16 protein-coding genes and 1 pseudogene are annotated in these 16847 nt (G+C 38.9%); 6 read left to right on the top strand and 11 right to left on the bottom strand.

What is annotated here, in order from left to right; translation table 11 throughout:
- Positions 1-84 precede the first annotated feature (84 nt).
- The gene (locus DESFRDRAFT_RS21900; RefSeq protein ID WP_005991398.1) at positions 85-780 is read right to left on the bottom strand and encodes a hypothetical protein; all 696 of its coding nucleotides are present in this window, start codon (positions 778-780) and stop codon (positions 85-87) included.
- Positions 781-1120: 340 nt separating this feature from the next.
- Here DESFRDRAFT_RS21900 and DESFRDRAFT_RS04050 point away from each other — a divergent pair, with 340 nt between their 5' ends.
- A complete protein-coding gene (locus tag DESFRDRAFT_RS04050; protein WP_005991396.1) occupies positions 1121-2140 on the top strand; it encodes a tyrosine-type recombinase/integrase in 1020 nt (339 codons plus the stop codon).
- Positions 2141-2150: 10 nt separating this feature from the next.
- On the opposite strand, the gene DESFRDRAFT_RS21895 is transcribed toward DESFRDRAFT_RS04050, so the two are convergent.
- A complete protein-coding gene (locus tag DESFRDRAFT_RS21895; protein ID WP_005991394.1) occupies positions 2151-2708 on the bottom strand; it encodes a hypothetical protein in 558 nt (185 codons plus the stop codon).
- Positions 2709-3323: 615 nt separating this feature from the next.
- Here DESFRDRAFT_RS21895 and DESFRDRAFT_RS21890 point away from each other — a divergent pair.
- Complete coding sequence (locus DESFRDRAFT_RS21890; RefSeq protein WP_144004917.1) at positions 3324-3755, top strand: hypothetical protein; 432 nt, start codon at positions 3324-3326, stop codon at positions 3753-3755.
- Positions 3756-3983: 228 nt separating this feature from the next.
- Here DESFRDRAFT_RS21890 and DESFRDRAFT_RS21885 read toward each other — a convergent pair whose 3' ends face one another.
- Complete coding sequence (locus tag DESFRDRAFT_RS21885; RefSeq protein ID WP_144004916.1) at positions 3984-4274, bottom strand: hypothetical protein; 291 nt, start codon at positions 4272-4274, stop codon at positions 3984-3986.
- A 32-nt stretch (positions 4275-4306) separates the two neighbouring features.
- A complete protein-coding gene (locus tag DESFRDRAFT_RS22485; protein WP_158306961.1) occupies positions 4307-4477 on the bottom strand; it encodes a hypothetical protein in 171 nt (56 codons plus the stop codon).
- 255 nt (positions 4478-4732) lie between these two features.
- Between DESFRDRAFT_RS22485 and DESFRDRAFT_RS20600 the strand changes: the two genes are divergently transcribed.
- The gene (locus DESFRDRAFT_RS20600; protein ID WP_081458406.1) at positions 4733-5068 is read left to right on the top strand and encodes a helix-turn-helix domain-containing protein; all 336 of its coding nucleotides are present in this window, start codon (positions 4733-4735) and stop codon (positions 5066-5068) included.
- A 58-nt stretch (positions 5069-5126) separates the two neighbouring features.
- Here the strand turns inward: DESFRDRAFT_RS20600 and DESFRDRAFT_RS21880 are convergent, their stop codons facing one another.
- Positions 5127-5348: a hypothetical protein gene (locus tag DESFRDRAFT_RS21880; protein ID WP_144004915.1), complete on the bottom strand. Its 222-nt coding sequence runs from the start codon at positions 5346-5348 to the stop codon at positions 5127-5129.
- Positions 5349-5880: 532 nt separating this feature from the next.
- Here DESFRDRAFT_RS21880 and DESFRDRAFT_RS21065 point away from each other — a divergent pair.
- The 3 genes and pseudogenes from DESFRDRAFT_RS21065 (at position 5881) to DESFRDRAFT_RS21875 (ending at position 7247) form a co-directional block, all read left to right on the top strand.
- Positions 5881-6411, top strand: coding sequence for a DUF2628 domain-containing protein (locus DESFRDRAFT_RS21065; RefSeq protein WP_005991392.1), 531 nt, complete (start codon positions 5881-5883; stop codon positions 6409-6411).
- 20 nt (positions 6412-6431) lie between these two features.
- Positions 6432-6539: pseudogene (locus tag DESFRDRAFT_RS21615) on the top strand (ArsR family transcriptional regulator); the annotation flags it as partial.
- Positions 6540-6632: 93 nt separating this feature from the next.
- Positions 6633-7247: a DUF443 domain-containing protein gene (locus DESFRDRAFT_RS21875; protein ID WP_005991390.1), complete on the top strand. Its 615-nt coding sequence runs from the start codon at positions 6633-6635 to the stop codon at positions 7245-7247.
- Between the two features lie 1185 nt (positions 7248-8432).
- Here the strand turns inward: DESFRDRAFT_RS21875 and DESFRDRAFT_RS21870 are convergent.
- The 6 genes from DESFRDRAFT_RS21870 to DESFRDRAFT_RS04045 all read right to left on the bottom strand — a co-directional run bounded on the left by DESFRDRAFT_RS21870 (position 8433) and on the right by DESFRDRAFT_RS04045 (position 16780).
- On the bottom strand, positions 8433-9077 hold the full coding sequence (locus tag DESFRDRAFT_RS21870) for a DUF7019 family protein (RefSeq protein ID WP_005991386.1): 645 nt from the start codon (positions 9075-9077) through the stop codon (positions 8433-8435).
- A 63-nt stretch (positions 9078-9140) separates the two neighbouring features.
- Complete coding sequence (locus DESFRDRAFT_RS21865; protein ID WP_005991384.1) at positions 9141-10127, bottom strand: hypothetical protein; 987 nt, start codon at positions 10125-10127, stop codon at positions 9141-9143.
- 1131 nt (positions 10128-11258) lie between these two features.
- Entirely contained in the window at positions 11259-11660 is a 402-nt protein-coding gene (locus DESFRDRAFT_RS21860) for a hypothetical protein (protein ID WP_144004914.1), read from the bottom strand.
- Positions 11661-12053: 393 nt separating this feature from the next.
- Positions 12054-13292: a response regulator gene (locus DESFRDRAFT_RS21060; RefSeq protein WP_005991382.1), complete on the bottom strand. Its 1239-nt coding sequence runs from the start codon at positions 13290-13292 to the stop codon at positions 12054-12056.
- A gap of 4 nt (positions 13293-13296) precedes the next feature.
- Positions 13297-15027, bottom strand: coding sequence for a GAF domain-containing sensor histidine kinase (locus DESFRDRAFT_RS21055; protein ID WP_005991380.1), 1731 nt, complete (start codon positions 15025-15027; stop codon positions 13297-13299).
- A gap of 631 nt (positions 15028-15658) precedes the next feature.
- Entirely contained in the window at positions 15659-16780 is a 1122-nt protein-coding gene (locus DESFRDRAFT_RS04045; protein ID WP_005991378.1) for a tyrosine-type recombinase/integrase, read from the bottom strand.
- Positions 16781-16847 lie beyond the last annotated feature (67 nt).

Raw genomic sequence — 16847 nt, 5'->3', positions numbered from 1 at the left:
TATCTAACCAATAAAATGTTGTACAAAAAAGAGGTGAAGTTTGATTCACCTCTTTTTTGTGTGCTTTAGCACATCTGTAACAAATCAATCAAATCTTTTGTAGTATTTGGAATAGATGTTAAGTTCTCTCAATATTGCATTTATTGTATTTCTTTCTTTGTAGTATTGGTTCACTTGATCGTTATGGTAATCATTTCTAATCCTGTCCTTTTCGTATCTTTCTAACTTTTCATCCGTTATTTCCGTTCTTAAAATAGTTACTACTTTATACATCATAGAGTAGCTTTCAATATTTCCTTTAAGAACACTGTAAAATCTTTTAGAATTTACTGCAAAGTCTTCATTTTCACAGTTAATGCTGGTGAAATTTTTCATGATATCGCTTGCATTTAAGTTGTAAAAAGCTAAATATTGCCTACATTTTGCTAAGTAATCCAGTTGCCACTTTAAATTTTTAGTAAGCTCTAGCTCTTCAATATAGTCTATGTTAACTTTGCTAGAAAAGTACTTGATTGCATCGGTAAATTTTTTCTTAGGGTTCTTTGCTAGATAGAGCGAAAATATATCGCCTTTAAAGCTACAAGTGCATGATCCAGATTTGCAATGGCATAATCCGACAGTGGTATCTTCAAAGACAGAAAATGAATCATGGCCACAAAGAGGGCAGGTATAATTGCCGCTTTTGTTTTTAATCCCAGTATCTAAATCTGATAAGTAGTCAATCAAGGAGTATTTGCTGTTTATCTTGTCTATTAAGTTTTTATAAGAATCGTTAAGCATGTTGCATACTCCTTGTGTCATCTGGCAGGATTGGTCTAGGATAAACTCGGCTGATTGTTTAGTTTAAATTGTCAGTATATCTGTGTATAATCTGTTACATTCTAATACATTTTGAACAATATGGTAACATGCAAGAGTATTTCAATGTAGCTCAAGCAGCTAGGTACTGCGGATATTCGCCTCGGTATTTTGCTCGCATTGCCTTTGCTACCAAGATACCAAAGTATGGTCTTAGAAAGAATAGATTTAAAAGATCTGATCTTGATTTATGGATGGTGGATTCGAGTCGCTTTTGTAGTAGGGAGCAAAGTTCTAAAGAAGGTTTTCGGCGTGTGGAGTTATGAGCGTAGGCTGTACACATACTGGCAATTGGTATGTTCAGTATCGTGTGCCGGGTTTGGTGTCTCCTCGTAAGGAGTACTTCGGAAAGGGTGAAGCAGGGATGAATTACGCGGCAAAAAGGGCGGATGAAATCAAAAGTGGCCATGTGTTCACCATAGCGTCTTTAAAGGGAAAAACGCTGTATCTTGACGAACTAGCACAAGTCTATTTGGATTTTCTGAAAAGTCAAGGGAAAAATGAGTCTTGGCGAAAGAGCATTGCATCACTCGTCAACAATCACTTCTTGCCTGTATTAAGTTATTGCCCGGTAGATCAACTTTCATTTCAAGATGTCATGCTGGTCGCTAATCGTTTTTCTTTAAAATCAATTGCAACAAGAAATCGTTATTTAGAGTGTTTACGAACAATACTGAACTTTGGCATTAATCAAGGATTGACGACGAATAATCCAATGAGGACATGGAAAAAGGCAAGAGAGCCTAAACGGGAGTTTAAGCTTACGTTTGATGACTTGCAACGTATTTTGGATAAAGCGCAACCACATCTTAAATGGGCACTGGAAGTTCTATGGGAACTAGGCACTCGTCCAGGGAATTCTGAACTGTTCAGGATCAAATGGGAAGATATCGACTATGACGGGGATGTTATTCGAATACGAGGCACAAAGACGCAAACTTCAGATAGATTGATACCACTAACGGAATATTTCAAGACTAGGCTTTTGGAAAGGCAGAATCAAGCGCAGAGTGAGTATGTGATTGAGTACAATGGGCATAAGGTGACTAACGTAAAGCGTTCTTTTCGGTCTGCGTTGAAAGAGGCTGGTATTTCGTATCCAGTCCGCTTGTATGACGTAAGGCATCTGTTCGCGTCAACCATGCTGGCGAATGGGGCGGATTTGAAGGCGGTGTCGAAGCTCTTAGGACACAGCACGACGCGTATGACGGCTGACGTCTACTACCATGAGCTTAAGGGCGAAAAAAAGCGAGCCCTGCTTTGCAAGGCTCGCCTTCTTTGATGTCGCTAGTTTACTGTAGTGTCATTGTGCTTGTAGGTTGTTCAGAGCCGAAGAAGGCATCAATCAGATCGTCTCTTTTCTTCTGTAGGTCTAGCTGATGTTGTCTTGCAACGGAATCTTGATATCTTAGCCATTCTATCTCTTTGAATGGTATTAGTTTGACATGCTCAGTTTTATTCCCACCAAGAGATATAGTGATTTCTTTGCCCTTATTGTAATAAATATGTGCAAAGTAGTCTCTAGGCTTGTATGCACGCATTTCATTGCTATAATATGTTAATTTATAAGGGTGATGGCGTTTACCTATATGTTTATCTGTGTAGCCATGTAGGTGGTTAACGACTTTCATACAAGTACTTCTTTGAAGTAGTATGTTTAAAAAAGGTGTATTTTCTTTTTTAATAAGCATACGTGCGTACACAATGGCGTCCTTCGGCTTCATCTTCTTCAGCGTTTTAAGTTCCTGTGGATATTTTATGTTTTCGTTGAATGTCATGTTTACTATAAAACATTCATTATTAAAATACGCAAGCAGTTTGATGTTTTCTTTCGAAAGAAATGTTTCCATTTAATTTCTCCTTAATTTTGATTTTTGAATAGATTAATTGTTGGTTCGCCATAAAGACGCATTGCAATTTGTTGTCACTGGTTGATAGTGTTGGTTGTTTGTTCTGATTGTTTCTAATAGATGTTCATTTCCTCCTTGTCTTGATAGGTTTGCCCAATGGAACGGTTTGAGTCAGGTGTCATGCTGCTCCTCATCTGCCTCTGCCAACTGTCCACCCAGGCCATGAGTGTGCTGAGTGGTGAACCCGGATACGAGCCTGATTGACGGCGCGGGCCGAGTCGCGCTCGCGGGCCGGGCTATGAGGATCAGCTTGCCCGATTTTTCCTGAGCGTAAATAAACATTTGGCAACTTTTTTGGCCCAAGATCAAAATAAATTTAACTATGCGAAAATTCAGTAGTTTTAAGTATGTGCTGGTTCGAAAAGAAGGGGGACGAGCTGTCTGGGTAGAGCTCGCAGGCGAGGGGACTTCGATGTTGCCGATGGCAGGAACAACCGACAACCATGCCGAGGAACGAAATTCCTCATTTCAATAAATCCTATTGACAACAGGTTCACTTGATGTTTCAAGGAAACTTATTGATTGCAAGAACCACTAGCAATGAGGTATTTTCTTATGGCTATGAAATTTTTCACAGAAGAGATAGTGCCTTATGTTCCTTCAATTAAAGGAGCGACTGTTTCAATTTCTATGCGACGTGGGCAGGTAACATTTTCGAAAGAGGCTTCTGATATGATGGGCATTCAAACAGGTCAGACATATATTTCGATTGGATACGATGGGGATACAAAGACTCTTGGGTTCAAAGTTTATGATAAAGATGACATTGGAAGGGCTGAAGTAAAAGATTTGACTATTCCTGCAACAAAAGCAATTGTAAATGCTATCTATATTGGTTCTTTGCTTGAAAAGATTCCTGCAATACCAACGGATGGTTCACACAAATTTAAAGTTATCAAAGGTGAAGATGGGATTTTCTGCGTTGATTTGACAAAAGGAAAGAAGAATCCAAAGGCAAAGTCAAAAGCAAAAGCAAAATCTGCTTAGATTTTAAAACGTCAAAGCAAAGAAAGCCCACGTCAACCAATTTTTCTGGAAGACGTGGGCTCACTTTTATTCTTAGAGAGTTAAGGTTGATTTCTTCTGTTACCACTTTCCTTCTGATTTTGGGAGTAGGGTGCTCAATTTGCTGGGGTGAGACTTTTTGATTTCCCACATAAGTGAATAGTTATCCTAAAATTCTGCATAAAACTCCCACTATGCGTCTTTTGGTGGTTACTGATGCTGACCAGAGGAAGAGGATTGTGCGGACCAACCGCATTTTTCACAGGTTGAACCATCTGTTTCATGGCGAGCAAAACAATTTGGACAAATTTTGATTGTTTTTGTCGTTCTATTTGCTTTGTCATGCATAGATATTTCTAGCCAATAGATTGGTGGTTGCATTCTTTCTTGGATTATATTCTTTATAAGAGTCTTATGTCTTTTAGAAATAAATCTTAAAATATAATAAATTAAAATAAAAAATGCAATCAGTGCTAGTGATGCTATGATGATATTCTTCATTGTAACTCACTCCAAATGTTTTAAATATTAAGTTATGAATTTTCGTACATAGCCTGAATCATTTTGTCTTTTCCAAAATAATCACATCCACTGTCAAAGTATTTAATAGCTTTCGCTTCTTTGCCAGATTTAAATAAATTCCAAATTTCTTTAGCCAATTTGTCAGAGGTAGTGAATACTTCAAGTAAATCTTCATTTGACATTATTTTATCTCCTTTGTTTATTTCTAAGGAGATTTTAAAAACGTACACATAAAAGGAAACTAAATATTTTATTGATCATGTTTTGATTTAGCCAAGCAGCTCGCTTGCCTCCTCATGCCCAAGGGGATCTGAGTGCCGAACGGGCAGGGCGCGTTGTACGTGTAGGTAATTTACTTCCTATTTTCAAGAACAAAAAAGTATTCTGTCTGGTTCGTACCCTCGGCGCAAAACCGTATTGAATTGCTGGGGGATACGATGGAAAATATTCACCTCGCCTTTGGCAACTACCTGCAAAAGCTCAGAAAAAAGAAACAACTTACCCAGCTTCAGCTTGCTGAGAAAAGCGGATTGTCGCTCAAGCACCTGGGAGAGATTGAACGGGGAAGGGGAAACCCGAGCCTTGAATCCTTAAATAGTCTGGCAGAATCCCTTGATGTGACTCTTCCAGAATTGTTCTCGTTTCAAGTGCAAGAAGTTTCTAGAAAAGAAGATGCTTCATCTAAGTTGATTGAATCTATTAAGGCTACTTCATCGAAGAATACAGTAATACTTATGAACATTTTAAAAGAACTTGAAAACTACAATGAATAGTCTTTTGCTTCATTGGTGACAGCTTTAGCCTGTGAGTTTTTCTGGCAAAGTTTTTTGTTTAAGTTATGTCTTTAGGTGAATAGATATCAAAAATAATATTGATCTTTGCGTAAAAGTTTTTAGAAAGTTCTAAGCCAATTTGGGCGCATGCTTGTGGTGTTACCCCTTCAGTTTCAATGGATATTCTATCCATGATCCTGAAGAGTTGTTCAACTGGATGAAAAGTAGCAATGATTTCATCCTTCATTTCTATGAAATCAGGGGATTCATGGTCTTGCATTCTTTGTCTCTCCTGTCCTACAGAGTGGTAGTTGCCCAGGTTGGCAAGGTGCTGGGTTTTGTCCTTGATGACTTGGGACACTTTCTTTTAAGCAGGATATATCCAATGATGACAGGAAGATACCATTAAGCCAGCAGGCATGCAATTTTTTCTGACGTATTTCTGGAGACTTAAGCTGGGTGAGCCAGGGAAGGCCAGGAGACCTTGTGGGGAGTAGGGATAGAGCCTATTGGAAACAGGGCTGAAGTGAAGAGGCGAAGAGCCTGGTGCTCCGAAGTTTGGGAAGAACGGAATCCATCTGAGCGCAGCCCTGTTGAAGTCCTACGGGTTCAATGAAGGGGATAGCTTTGAGTTCTCTGCCCCTGAGGCTGGGAAGATTGTGTTGGAGAAAAAGTAGCTATATTTCGTATGGTTGTGTTGAAAGGCCCACGTCGTCCAAGAAAATAGGTTGGCGTGGGTCTTTTGTTTTACTCGTGAAGTGGATATAGAGAATCAAAGCGTATAGCATGAATACGCGAAGGCTTTCGTTTATATGACTGATGCATTGAATCAGATGTCTGACAAATATTGTTCAGAAGCAGCTAATCTATTTGTTGGCAAAAACAGCAGCTATTTTATTCCAATTTTTGCGAGATTTTCAAAACTTGAAAAGCAAAGTCTTCATAATTTCTTCGGAAAATTTATCTCATTTAACTGGAGTGCTTTTCTTGTTACTTTTATTGGGCCATTTCCGTTTTATTTTATCTACAGAAAAATGTGGGGTGTTTCTATAGTATTTTTTATTTTATGTAAAATATGTACAACGTTAATAATTGCTAGAATATTTCCTCTGGCAGGCTATTCTTATCTTGTTGTATATTCAATGATTTCATTGTGTTTTTCAAATTATTTGTATTATTTGCGATTTAAGAAGAATACGTTGAAATTAAAAAAAGATGCTACCAAAAAATCCTCTTGCGGGGTGTCATATTTTGCTCCTGTCGTTGCGATTCTAGTATATTTATTGTTTTCGATTTGTGTTGATTTTTATTTAATAAAATTTAAAATTATTTCTACGAGTTAATTGTGAGATCATTACATGCTGGTCTCCGTCTGTCCCCGACGCTCCTGGCCAACTACGGCTTCAAGCAGGGCGATGAGTTCAAGGTCTCCTGTCTGGAAGAGGGGAAGATCGTGCTGGAGAAGAAGTAGCTAGCTAACTGGATTTTTTGGAATAGTTGCGAAAATGGCCCACGTCGTCCTGTGAAAAGAGGTGACGTGGGGCTTTGGCGATGGAGTGCTTAAATGAGTTTAAAAATTATATTTTTACTATGTTTTTCACTTTGTATCCCTGTTTTTGTTATTTTGTTGTATATATATTCTGCCTACACAAATAAGAACGATTTAGAGTTGAAGGAGATGCTTGCAGAAGCGAATTCAGCAGGCAGAAATATCGACGAAGTTTTTATTTTAGAAAAAAGCTATGCCGCTATTTGTTTTATGTGTATAATGCCGTTATTCTCTGTTGGATTTATGTCGGCACTATTGTTTTTTGACCATGGATTTTGGAAGATGTTCATGTATGTATCTGCACTTATTGCGTTTATGATTGGATCTGTGTCAGCTTTTTGTGACTACTTTCTTTCGATGATTGTTATTTCAAAGTGTCGTATGTATGTTAGATGTCTTAAAACGTTATATAGACCAGTTGTTGTTGCGCTTGATGGGAGGTATCGTTACGAAGCTATTCATGCTGGAATGTTTGGGCTCTACATGACAAGATATACAGTCAGTATTTCCATGCCTTCTGGATCGTATGTCGTTATAAACGTAAATAATAAAAAACAATTACGTGATGTGCTTAATCGTACAAACTCTACTTCAGGGGTGGCGGAGGTTGAAGGTGCTGTGCCTATATGAGAAGTGTGATCTTCGTGGAATAGACATTAACCGTACTGGCATTTCTAATTAACATGCTGAAATAATTAACTACTCATCTTCCACCATCACCGTTAACGCCCGTTTCTCTTTCCTCCGTGAAAAAAACCTTGAGGAGTACAAAACTGTCCAGGGGAGGGCAGTAAGATGCGAAATAAGGGGGTGTCCGGGGGGCGGGGCCGGGGTGGGGAAAAGTTTGGGTACAGCGCAGGGGTTTTTCTGAAAGAATGAAGATGAAGAAGCTCCGGAATTGGTATTTGTCGGAAAAACTAAAGTGAGTTATATATGCCTGATATTTCTGCTATAGCGGCAATGTTGTCAAGCATTAAAACCGCTAATGATTTGATAAATATTTTGAAGGATACAAATCAATCGTTTAAAGAAGCTGAGTGGAAAATGAAATAAGCAGATCTTTCTTTGACACTTTCCGATTTAAAGATATCAAGCTCTGAGATTAAAGACATGCTTCACGCAAAAGAAGACGAAATTAGAAGATTGACTAATGCTCTCGAGATTAAGGGAAAAGTTATTAAGTGTTATGATGCATATTATGATATTGCAGAGGACGGTAAAGCGTTCGGTGATCCATATTGTTTGAACTGTTGGGAATCATCTCATGTGCTGAGGCATTTGTCTAATATTCCTGGGTCAAGGAATAAGGAGTGTCCAGCTTGTAAGCATAAGTATGATAGCCGAAGAGTGCATACTCAGCCTATCGGTGAATATTAGAGAGTAGATAGCGAATAGTTGACCAGCGACGGTCTAGAATAACATAAAATTTTATCTAGACCTCAAAAACGTAGCTTCCTGCACTTTTTGCTGCAGAAGCCAGAGCCCCAAGGAAAAAGAAGCCTTGGGAATATATGGGATTGAGGCACTGATTATCCCGTGAGCGAGTACCTACTCAGTCTGGAAAGTCAATTTCGGTTGAGCGGCAAGAGGGACACACGAATCCAATGACGGCTATTGGGCCCGGGCCGACGGTGAGCTTGCCTTCGGTCTGCGCCGCTGCCTCCATACAAGCGTCGCAAAAGACTGTGCCGCAACGCTTGCATCTTGCCAGGTAAATGGGGAATTGCTTTTGGCAGAGGGGGCAATTTGAGAGCTTCATTGGATCTCCTTCACTGTAAGAGTCGTTCATTAAAAATAATTGAATTGTAAAACAGTTTACATTTGACGAATGTAAATCGGTGTTCCCACAACAATCTTCTGGATATTCTTCTGGCCTGCTCTCCTTATCTGGGGAAGGTAGGAAGAAAAGACACCAGCTCCGATTGCCAGTCCTTGAACTTTTGGAAGGCTGGCAAAAGATCCAACATAGGTTCTGATGATTGCCTGCCACGCGAAGCTAAGCGCTTCCGAAATTGAATCATCTTCTTTGGCCCCTTGAAAAACTTTCAAAATAGTTCCAATAGGATCAAGTGATGGGGATAATTCTTCTTTCGTTTCCGGTGGCATGCTGCCTATGCCATTTGTTGCCGATCCAGCTAACAGTAAAGCTGTATCCCCCCGCACTGATGCGACCCAATAACAGGATTCTCCTACGCGTCGTGCGCCTTTGCACTGAAATGAAAAAAAAATGTTCTGTGCATGCATTGGAAGGTCTTGAAATTCAGGTACAACATTTTGCGAAAGGATAGCTTTTTCAACATCCTTTAAGTCTCGTACCAATATTTCCTTCTTCTCAGTTGACATACTTGCTTCAAAAAAAGGAATCTTTAGTTTAAAAACAATATCTTTCAACTTGAATTTGTTTAGATCTTGTTTTAAAATTTTTATTTTATCATCAGATATGTACCAATATGCATCCATGGGCTGTCTCCTCTGCTGCAGACATCTAACGGATAAATGTTGAGCTATTTGCATTATGTACGATTATAATGGCTGCAATAGTATTACTGGGTACGGCTTGCCAAGGTGCATTTGCAGTAGGAGTGAATATTTTGTATAATTAGGCTGTTTCTCTATCTCTTCGAAATGCTCTGGCTCTTTATCTCTGTCAAATGGTTTATGAAACAATGATTGTAAAATATCCTGAAGCCATAATAAATTCCTGTTAAGAGTTTCACATGTGTAAAAGGATGTTCCTTGAAGGGAATTGAAAAGTTGAATTATTTGCCTCACTTCGGAGGGGGTAATATTCGACCTAAAATGAGGGCACATAAGCGTATTAATAATGTGACCAAGAGACATCTTTTGCCATACAAGGCATCTGAATAATTTTATAAATATATTGTCTGCTAATTCAGGAGAATTGCTGTCTTTAAAAGAAAGCAACTGTAATATATTGTTTCGTTTAATTTCATTTGTTGGAATAGAAAGTCCCGAGTTTCTGATTTTTGACATTAGTATATTTCCACCAGTCAAATATTCCCATCGCTTCTTGTAGTTTTCTTCGCCTATTTCATTAATATGCAAGGCTTCTGCATACATTGCCATAATTGCATCTTCATATATACCCATTGAGTCCATGAGTCCTATAAAGATTTCTGAATTCAACGGAACTGCATCAAGGACTTGGTCAATATCCCAAGCTCCTTTAACTCTGAATGGTGAGGATACAGGTATTAAATAGCGATTGTCTCTAACTCCGTAATAGGGAACAGCATTGGCGTGGCGCATATGCTTATTAATTTCCCAACTATCTTTTGCTCCATTGTGCTCAAGAGATGCGTTTATTGGTGGAATAAGAGGTTCATTGTCCCACAAATTGTTATCGTGAATGTCTAGTCTTAAAACATAATAGCGTTCCGTCAGTAGATGACGGCAAGAATAAACTTCAGCTTCAGCACCGTATGACATATGTTCTTCTATTTGAAAGAAACCAAAACTTTTTCCAACGTAATCTTCTGGACGTGCCATAAGTTTAGTCCCCGATCAGGCAACCGTTCACAGGATATTGACAATTTCTAGTTAATTCAGATAGTTATCGAATGATTATTGCAATGCCCGTGCGAACTGCCTCACTACCGAAGTGATCATGAACAGTCCCTGGCCGGTGTTGGGGTATGTTCATGTTTTGCACGGGGGGGAATCTAGTCCCTTCGGGAATGAGCCAGGATGTTCACGTACCAAAAGCAATGGGCTTGGATTTTGTGAAAACTAAGACAAAATATTCTTTCAGGAATTTGGTTGCAAGTTACAAATTCGGCTAGAAAATATACCAAAATGATAGACATTTTCTATTGCACTTGAAATATACATTGTTTAAGCATTCAGATCTGTCACTTTTTTTGTCAAAATCGTTCTCTCGGAGAAGACGACTTCCTGTTACCGTCAGTACAGTTCTAATGCAACTTCCTGTCATTTGAGTTTTAGTTATTATGTCAACCATAATAACATGCCGTATTCACAAACTTTTCCGTTCATAGCTCCCATCCTCACCTAGGTCTTCCCAAAACACAGCATCTTTCCCCAGAGTAAAAACCCCTTGACCTCCCCGTACCAAATCCGTACTTACCCCGAGCCAACGACGCGCCAACGAAGCCAACGGTTTTGGCCCCCAACTTTTTCTTGGGAACGAAAGATTTGGGGTTGACTTCGGGACGAGTTTGGGGCATTTAGCCTGTTCCCTGATTCTGTTTATAGGACCGTAGCTCAGGGGGAGAGCGCTTGCTTGACACACCACAAGCGTGACCTAACCCCCTAAAATCCTTCCATAAGCCCCTATCACAAAGTGATCTTGTTGGCGAAGTGCCAACGGGATCTTCCTCTATTTTTCGGTCTGAGAATCGGACATTGGTCCGTCGTTGGTCCGCCGTTGGCGAGTATTTCAACCACCAATAACAAGAAGAGACTCGTATTCATCAATATCTACTGTTAGTTATCAGTAGATTCCGAAAAGATTCTAAAAATGCGCTTGGGAGTGAAAGCTCAATTCCGTAGATGGTCAAGACTATTAGCTATTTTTTTTGTTACAAATATTCATCTAGTTAGTCTAATTAGCAATTAAAAATGCATTTGACTGATTCTCCAAAAAACCACAACAAATAATCATACATTTTGTTTATTTAATAAAATATATACGATATTATTATAATCCAATTCAATAAATTGTCTGTTTGTCATAAAATCTATGGCATCTTCAACACTTGAGTCATCACTATGAATAGATGTGGCTGATTTTAATTCTCCAAACTTGAGGGGGCCATCATGTCTACCTACGGACCAAAGGCGAAGTTGATTGTTTTGCACATCAAAAACCAAACGATAGGTTTTGTCAACACGACATTCATACAAAATATTATGTGGTTTAATTTTTGAAGTTTGTAGGCTTGGATGTCGTGGATTATCAGAAAGAAGTTTGAAAATTTTAAATAATTTTGTTTTCGTTTGACTCGTCAGCAAAGAAGCTTCCGTAATAAATGATGGCAAAAAAAGTAGAGTGCTTTTCATTCAAACATTACCGCCCAAAATAGATATTAAGACACGAAATAAAATGTAAAAAACGATACTTCCAAAGAGAATACCAAGTCACTGTCTCTAGTTTTTTTAACGAACTATCGTCGCTGGAGATGCTATCAGCCTCTGCTGATTTTCGCTGAAGAACTTTGATACTAGACGGCAACGAAAAACCTATGAATAGCTCACTTGGTATTGTTCCATTCGACAATACTTTTCCTAGAAAACTTGCTATTGCGGCTAAAATAAGAACGATAATTAGGTATACCTTTAAAGTTTTAAAAGGGTTTATTGCCGAACCTTTCCACATGCAATCACGCATTTGTAATGCTTCAAACAATATGTATCCGACAAGTGATGGAATACAAAAATATGTATTTAAAAAGCTCATTTTTTTCCTCTATTTTTTGATTTTTCTGTGACAAAATCAGTAAATTTATCTCTGCCATTAAGGATCAATGTTACCTTGTTTTCAGTAATTAAACTCCTCCCAATCAGACCTATACGCTCTGGGCACAAACGTTTACCTACTTTTGTAAGATATTCATCACACTTATCCGTACAAAATTTTGCCCAGCTTGTTTGCTCCCAATCTTTGATTGCAAATCCCAACAGTTGGACTAATGCCGTTTGTTCTGTTCGTTGCCCAAAAAGATGTAATTTAGGGTGCAGTAAATAGACTAATAAAAACTCACCCGTTTCTTTTCGCTGACTTATTTTTGGCTGTAAATCTTGTGAAATAATTCCTATTTCTCTAAATATTTCATAGCTTACCACAGATTCAAATGTTCCAGTATCAAAATGAATATTTAGGAAATTTGGGTTTCCTTTTCTTCCATTTACTTTAAAAGTCACTGTTGGATACCAGTGTGTATTTTCATTTTTCCCACACCCTGTCCAAGAAACATCTGCTGACTCAATTGGCTTATAAAATTCGAACGGAACAGCGTTGCGATCTTTTGAAATATTTAAAATCTCATCTTCAGTTAGTTTCAAGTTATACTCGGTTGCGCCATAATCTAAATCCATACACTTACAAATCATGACCCATTCATAGCCCATTGCCCATGCTCTATCTAAGAGATCTTTAGCCTTTGTGAATGCTTGGCGAAAAAGAGTATCTCTCTCACGACTAGACATGCTTTCATATTGATCCAAGGTTATTTCAAATGGATCAATTGAATTTACATCTAATCCTGAGCTGTATTTTTTTATAACTTCACCTGTGTCATAAGAATATAGATCGATAAGCTTCTGTAAAAATTTTTCATAAAATGAGTTGCTTCCATAGATTCCAAAACACTTATCTATTTCAAGGACAGGAGGATTGCCATGAAGATTACGTAATCCATCAATAAACATGGCCCTGTATAAAAAAGACGACAAAACAGCATATTTACAATTTGGCCTAATTTTGTATGATTCTATTATAAAATCAATACCGTTCTTATCTGATCCTGGCAATCTTAAATCAACTAAGATAATGTCATAGTCTTTACTTTTAATTTGCCGCAATGCGCTTTCGGTTGTCTTGCAAATATCTATTTCAAAATCATTTTCAATAAGCAATTGACGCAGCACTTCCAGCTCATTAATCTGATCGTCCAGCCAAAATAATTTTATCATAAAATTATCCTTTACAGCTAAAATAATTCAAAGGAAGCTCAACAAAAAATTTTGCGTACTGACCAAAAATTGAATCGACCCAAATTCGACCGCGATGTGCCTGTATGATTGTTTCACATATAGCAAGCCCCAAGCCTGAACCGAATTCGCCTTTGGTTGAAAATAGAAATTTAAAAATATGTGGTTTTACTGAGTCTTGAATGCCACGCCCATTGTCTTCAAATATAATAATAACTCTATCACTTTTTAACTCTGAGGATATTTTTATTTTTCGCCTTTCACGTTTGAATCTTTGTTTCAAAAAATATATTGAGTTGTCAAACAAATTCCAAAAAACACGCCTTATTTTTAGCTCATCTGCATAAATTTTTTGTGTTTTTACACTACAATCAATTATGATTTTGTGGTTATTCATCAAATCCTGCAAATCTAATACGACAGAATTAATGATACTTTTTATGTCAATCTTAGATAAATTAAGCTGATCTATTTTCCCTTGTCTTACGGTAATATTTAACATTGTTGAAGCTTTGTCAACAAGGGGTACAATTCTATCTGCAATATCGTGAGCAGATTCACCTTTTTTGTATTTTCGTTTAATATTTTCGATTTTATCCTGCACGACAAGCAATGTATTCAAAACATCATGCATGTTTTCCATTGCAAGAAGACCTGCTTCAATGATTGGAGAAGCTGCAATGAGTCGTTTTTTTATCAATTCTTGTTCTTCATTTCTCTGCATACTGTCTATCATAACACAAAATTTTTGAGTGAACGCTCGACAGACTTCACATTCAATAGATGTAAAAGCACTTTTACGACTTACGTAACAACCAACAACGCCCAATATCTTATTTTTAATTTCGAGCGGGACAAAATATGCTGATCCCCATTTTTTTGATCGAACAATTTTTTCTTGTGCTAAGCGTTTAATATCATATAAATCTAATTCTTTTTTATCCAACAAATCATCAATCAGTATTTCAGAACTTAATTCTGCACATTTCCCCGCAACCCCCTCCCCATATTCCATACTAAAACCTAATCCGGAGGCTTCTCCTGCGGTCGCAATAGTTTGGAGCTCAATTTTTCCAGTTTCAGCATCAACTACAAGCCGCCAAATAATTACAGCTTTGCATGACAACGCCGAAAGTAATGCTTCAGAGATAAAACAAGCTCCCTCTTCAAACGATTTAATTTCGCTAGCTTGTGGCTTCCCAAGCATTTCCAAGGCATTCTGCGTTAATATTTGATGCATGAACAGTGAAATAAAAGACGATGACATTTCAATACAATCTTCTGTAATTGTAGCACTTTTTTCATTACATATAGCCCAAACATATCCAATCGATCTACTAAAGACTCCTGAAATAGGTCTCGCTATAAATAAAAATTTATTTTTTAAGATTTTTTCACTAATATGTTTTTTTGTAGCTTCGTCGAGTATATTCCATTTAAGTTTTGATACTTTTGATGTTATCATCCCAACTGCATCATCAGATATAGTTCCGCTTGATTGTATTGCGGAAAAATCATAAATATCATTCCCTGCATCTGATCCAGTCTGTGGGACTATCCTCCCACCATAAACTAATCCATGAAATGGCGGGATAAAAAATCTACAAACCTCATTTACCAAATCACGTAGTTTGTCTCCAGTTTGAAGATTTTCTTTTTGTTGTGATAAAGTTTGGAGTATCAACTTTACATTATTTGCATACGTAAAATTTGCCATGACCTTATTCCACAAATTAACCCGGGTTGACTTGCTATGCTTGAAATACGTTCAGATCCTTATAACTCAAAAATTCTTTTACATATAAAGGCCTCCTAGCCTATTCCTCGTAAACGGTTTATTTTTAACTTGTAACATCCAAAAATATCTCATTATTTTTAAAATTACATGATCCTCTCATTGATTCTTTCTCAACCCCAAAAGGGCAAGCATCGCATATCAATACTTATTATCTTGTTTTGTTAATTCGATTATCTCTCTATGCTTGTCAAGTCTTTTGTTCGCCAGAGGCCGCTATAAAATAACTTATAATAACTAGCAGAAATTTCACGACTTTTCCCCTCCTTAATTGACCACCTACATCGGTATTGTCCGCCAAATTACCTATTGCCTCTCCGAAACAGATTGGCACCCCACCATTCTGATTTAGTATCATCGAAATTCAAGTAATAAAACAGAATACTTCTATAGTGACATGCCTAAGTATTTTTAACAAATGATACTTAATAATGATATTCCAAAAAAATGGAGGCGAGCTCTCTCTTCCAAGGATACTCGCCTCCTTTTGCATGAGATCATCATAATTCAATCATCGGAGGATACCTCCTGCAGAGATATCCCGCATTCAGGACTAAACCGCTAAACCCGGCAGCAGCCGGACAGCTCTTTCCTTTTCTCCCTCCATGTAGTGGTAGTAGGTATCCGCCGTCAGTTTCACGGTCGAATGCCCCATCATCTTGGACACAGCAGCCAGGTCAGCACCTCTGCTGAGCAGAGTGGTCGCAAACAGGTGCCGAAGATCGTACATACGAGTAGGGTAGGTGATTCCGGCTCGCTGACAGGCATGTTTGAATGCCTTTCGGATCGTCGTCAGCTTCCGTCCCATATACTCGATGACATACTCGGACTGGCTCGATGCCTTCTCCTCCTCCAGACGCTTCAGGAAGGAGGGATTGATCGGGACCGTCCGATAGGTCTTGGTTTTGGTAGCGTAGATACGTACGGTGCCGGCGGTGAAATCGATGTTCTCCCAACGTAGTGACAGGAGCTCCGATTCCCCCGGTCGAGTGCCCAGGTTGAAACACACCTCCATAGCCCATCTCAGGTGCGGTTCAGCGCAGGCCATGATCTTCTTCGCGTCATCCAGGGTCAGCTTCAAATCCCAGGGCTGCACCTTCGGTTTCTTCCAGTTCTTCAGCGGGTTGACCTTGGTCAAGCCATTGTCGATGCCAAAGTTGAAGATGAAACTCAAATAATCACAGTACTTATTGACCGTGTATTGCGATCTGGTCTTCTTGGTGGTGCCGCTGACGCCTTTGAAGTGAAGGATGAACTGAACCATGTCGCCCTGGTAGGTCAGGGAGTCGACCGGCTTGTCACCGATCACGGGTACGAACTGGTTCTCCAGCAACCGTTCGATGTTGCGGATGTGCTTATCCGTCCGCCCCGACGCACGCATGTGATCCAGATACCGATGACCAAGCTCGAGCAGGGTGATTCCGACAGGTTTCTGTCCGAGGACTTCTCCCGTGGGAGCATCCGTCGTGCTGACGGTCTTGACCACCTGGACCGATGCCGTCGCGGTCTCAGGATCAGGAATCGTTAAACCATGTTCGATGGCATTCTGGACAGCTTTGTCGAAAACCTGTGCTTTGGCCTGAGCAAGATCACCACGACCAAAGGATTTGTCGTGTCTTTTGCCGTTGACATGCCAATAGACCATCCAACGGCTATCACGTTGATAGACACCCATAAAAAACCTCTTCTGTTTCAGGTTGATGTTCGAATTGAATGCCTAAGAGAAATGCAGGAGGGGAAGG

The organism is Solidesulfovibrio fructosivorans JJ], from assembly GCF_000179555.1.
Taxonomy (GTDB): Bacteria; Desulfobacterota; Desulfovibrionia; order Desulfovibrionales; family Desulfovibrionaceae; genus Solidesulfovibrio; species Solidesulfovibrio fructosivorans.
The sequence above is the reverse complement of the archived record's forward strand: the minus strand, read 5'-3'. Positions and strand labels throughout refer to the sequence as shown.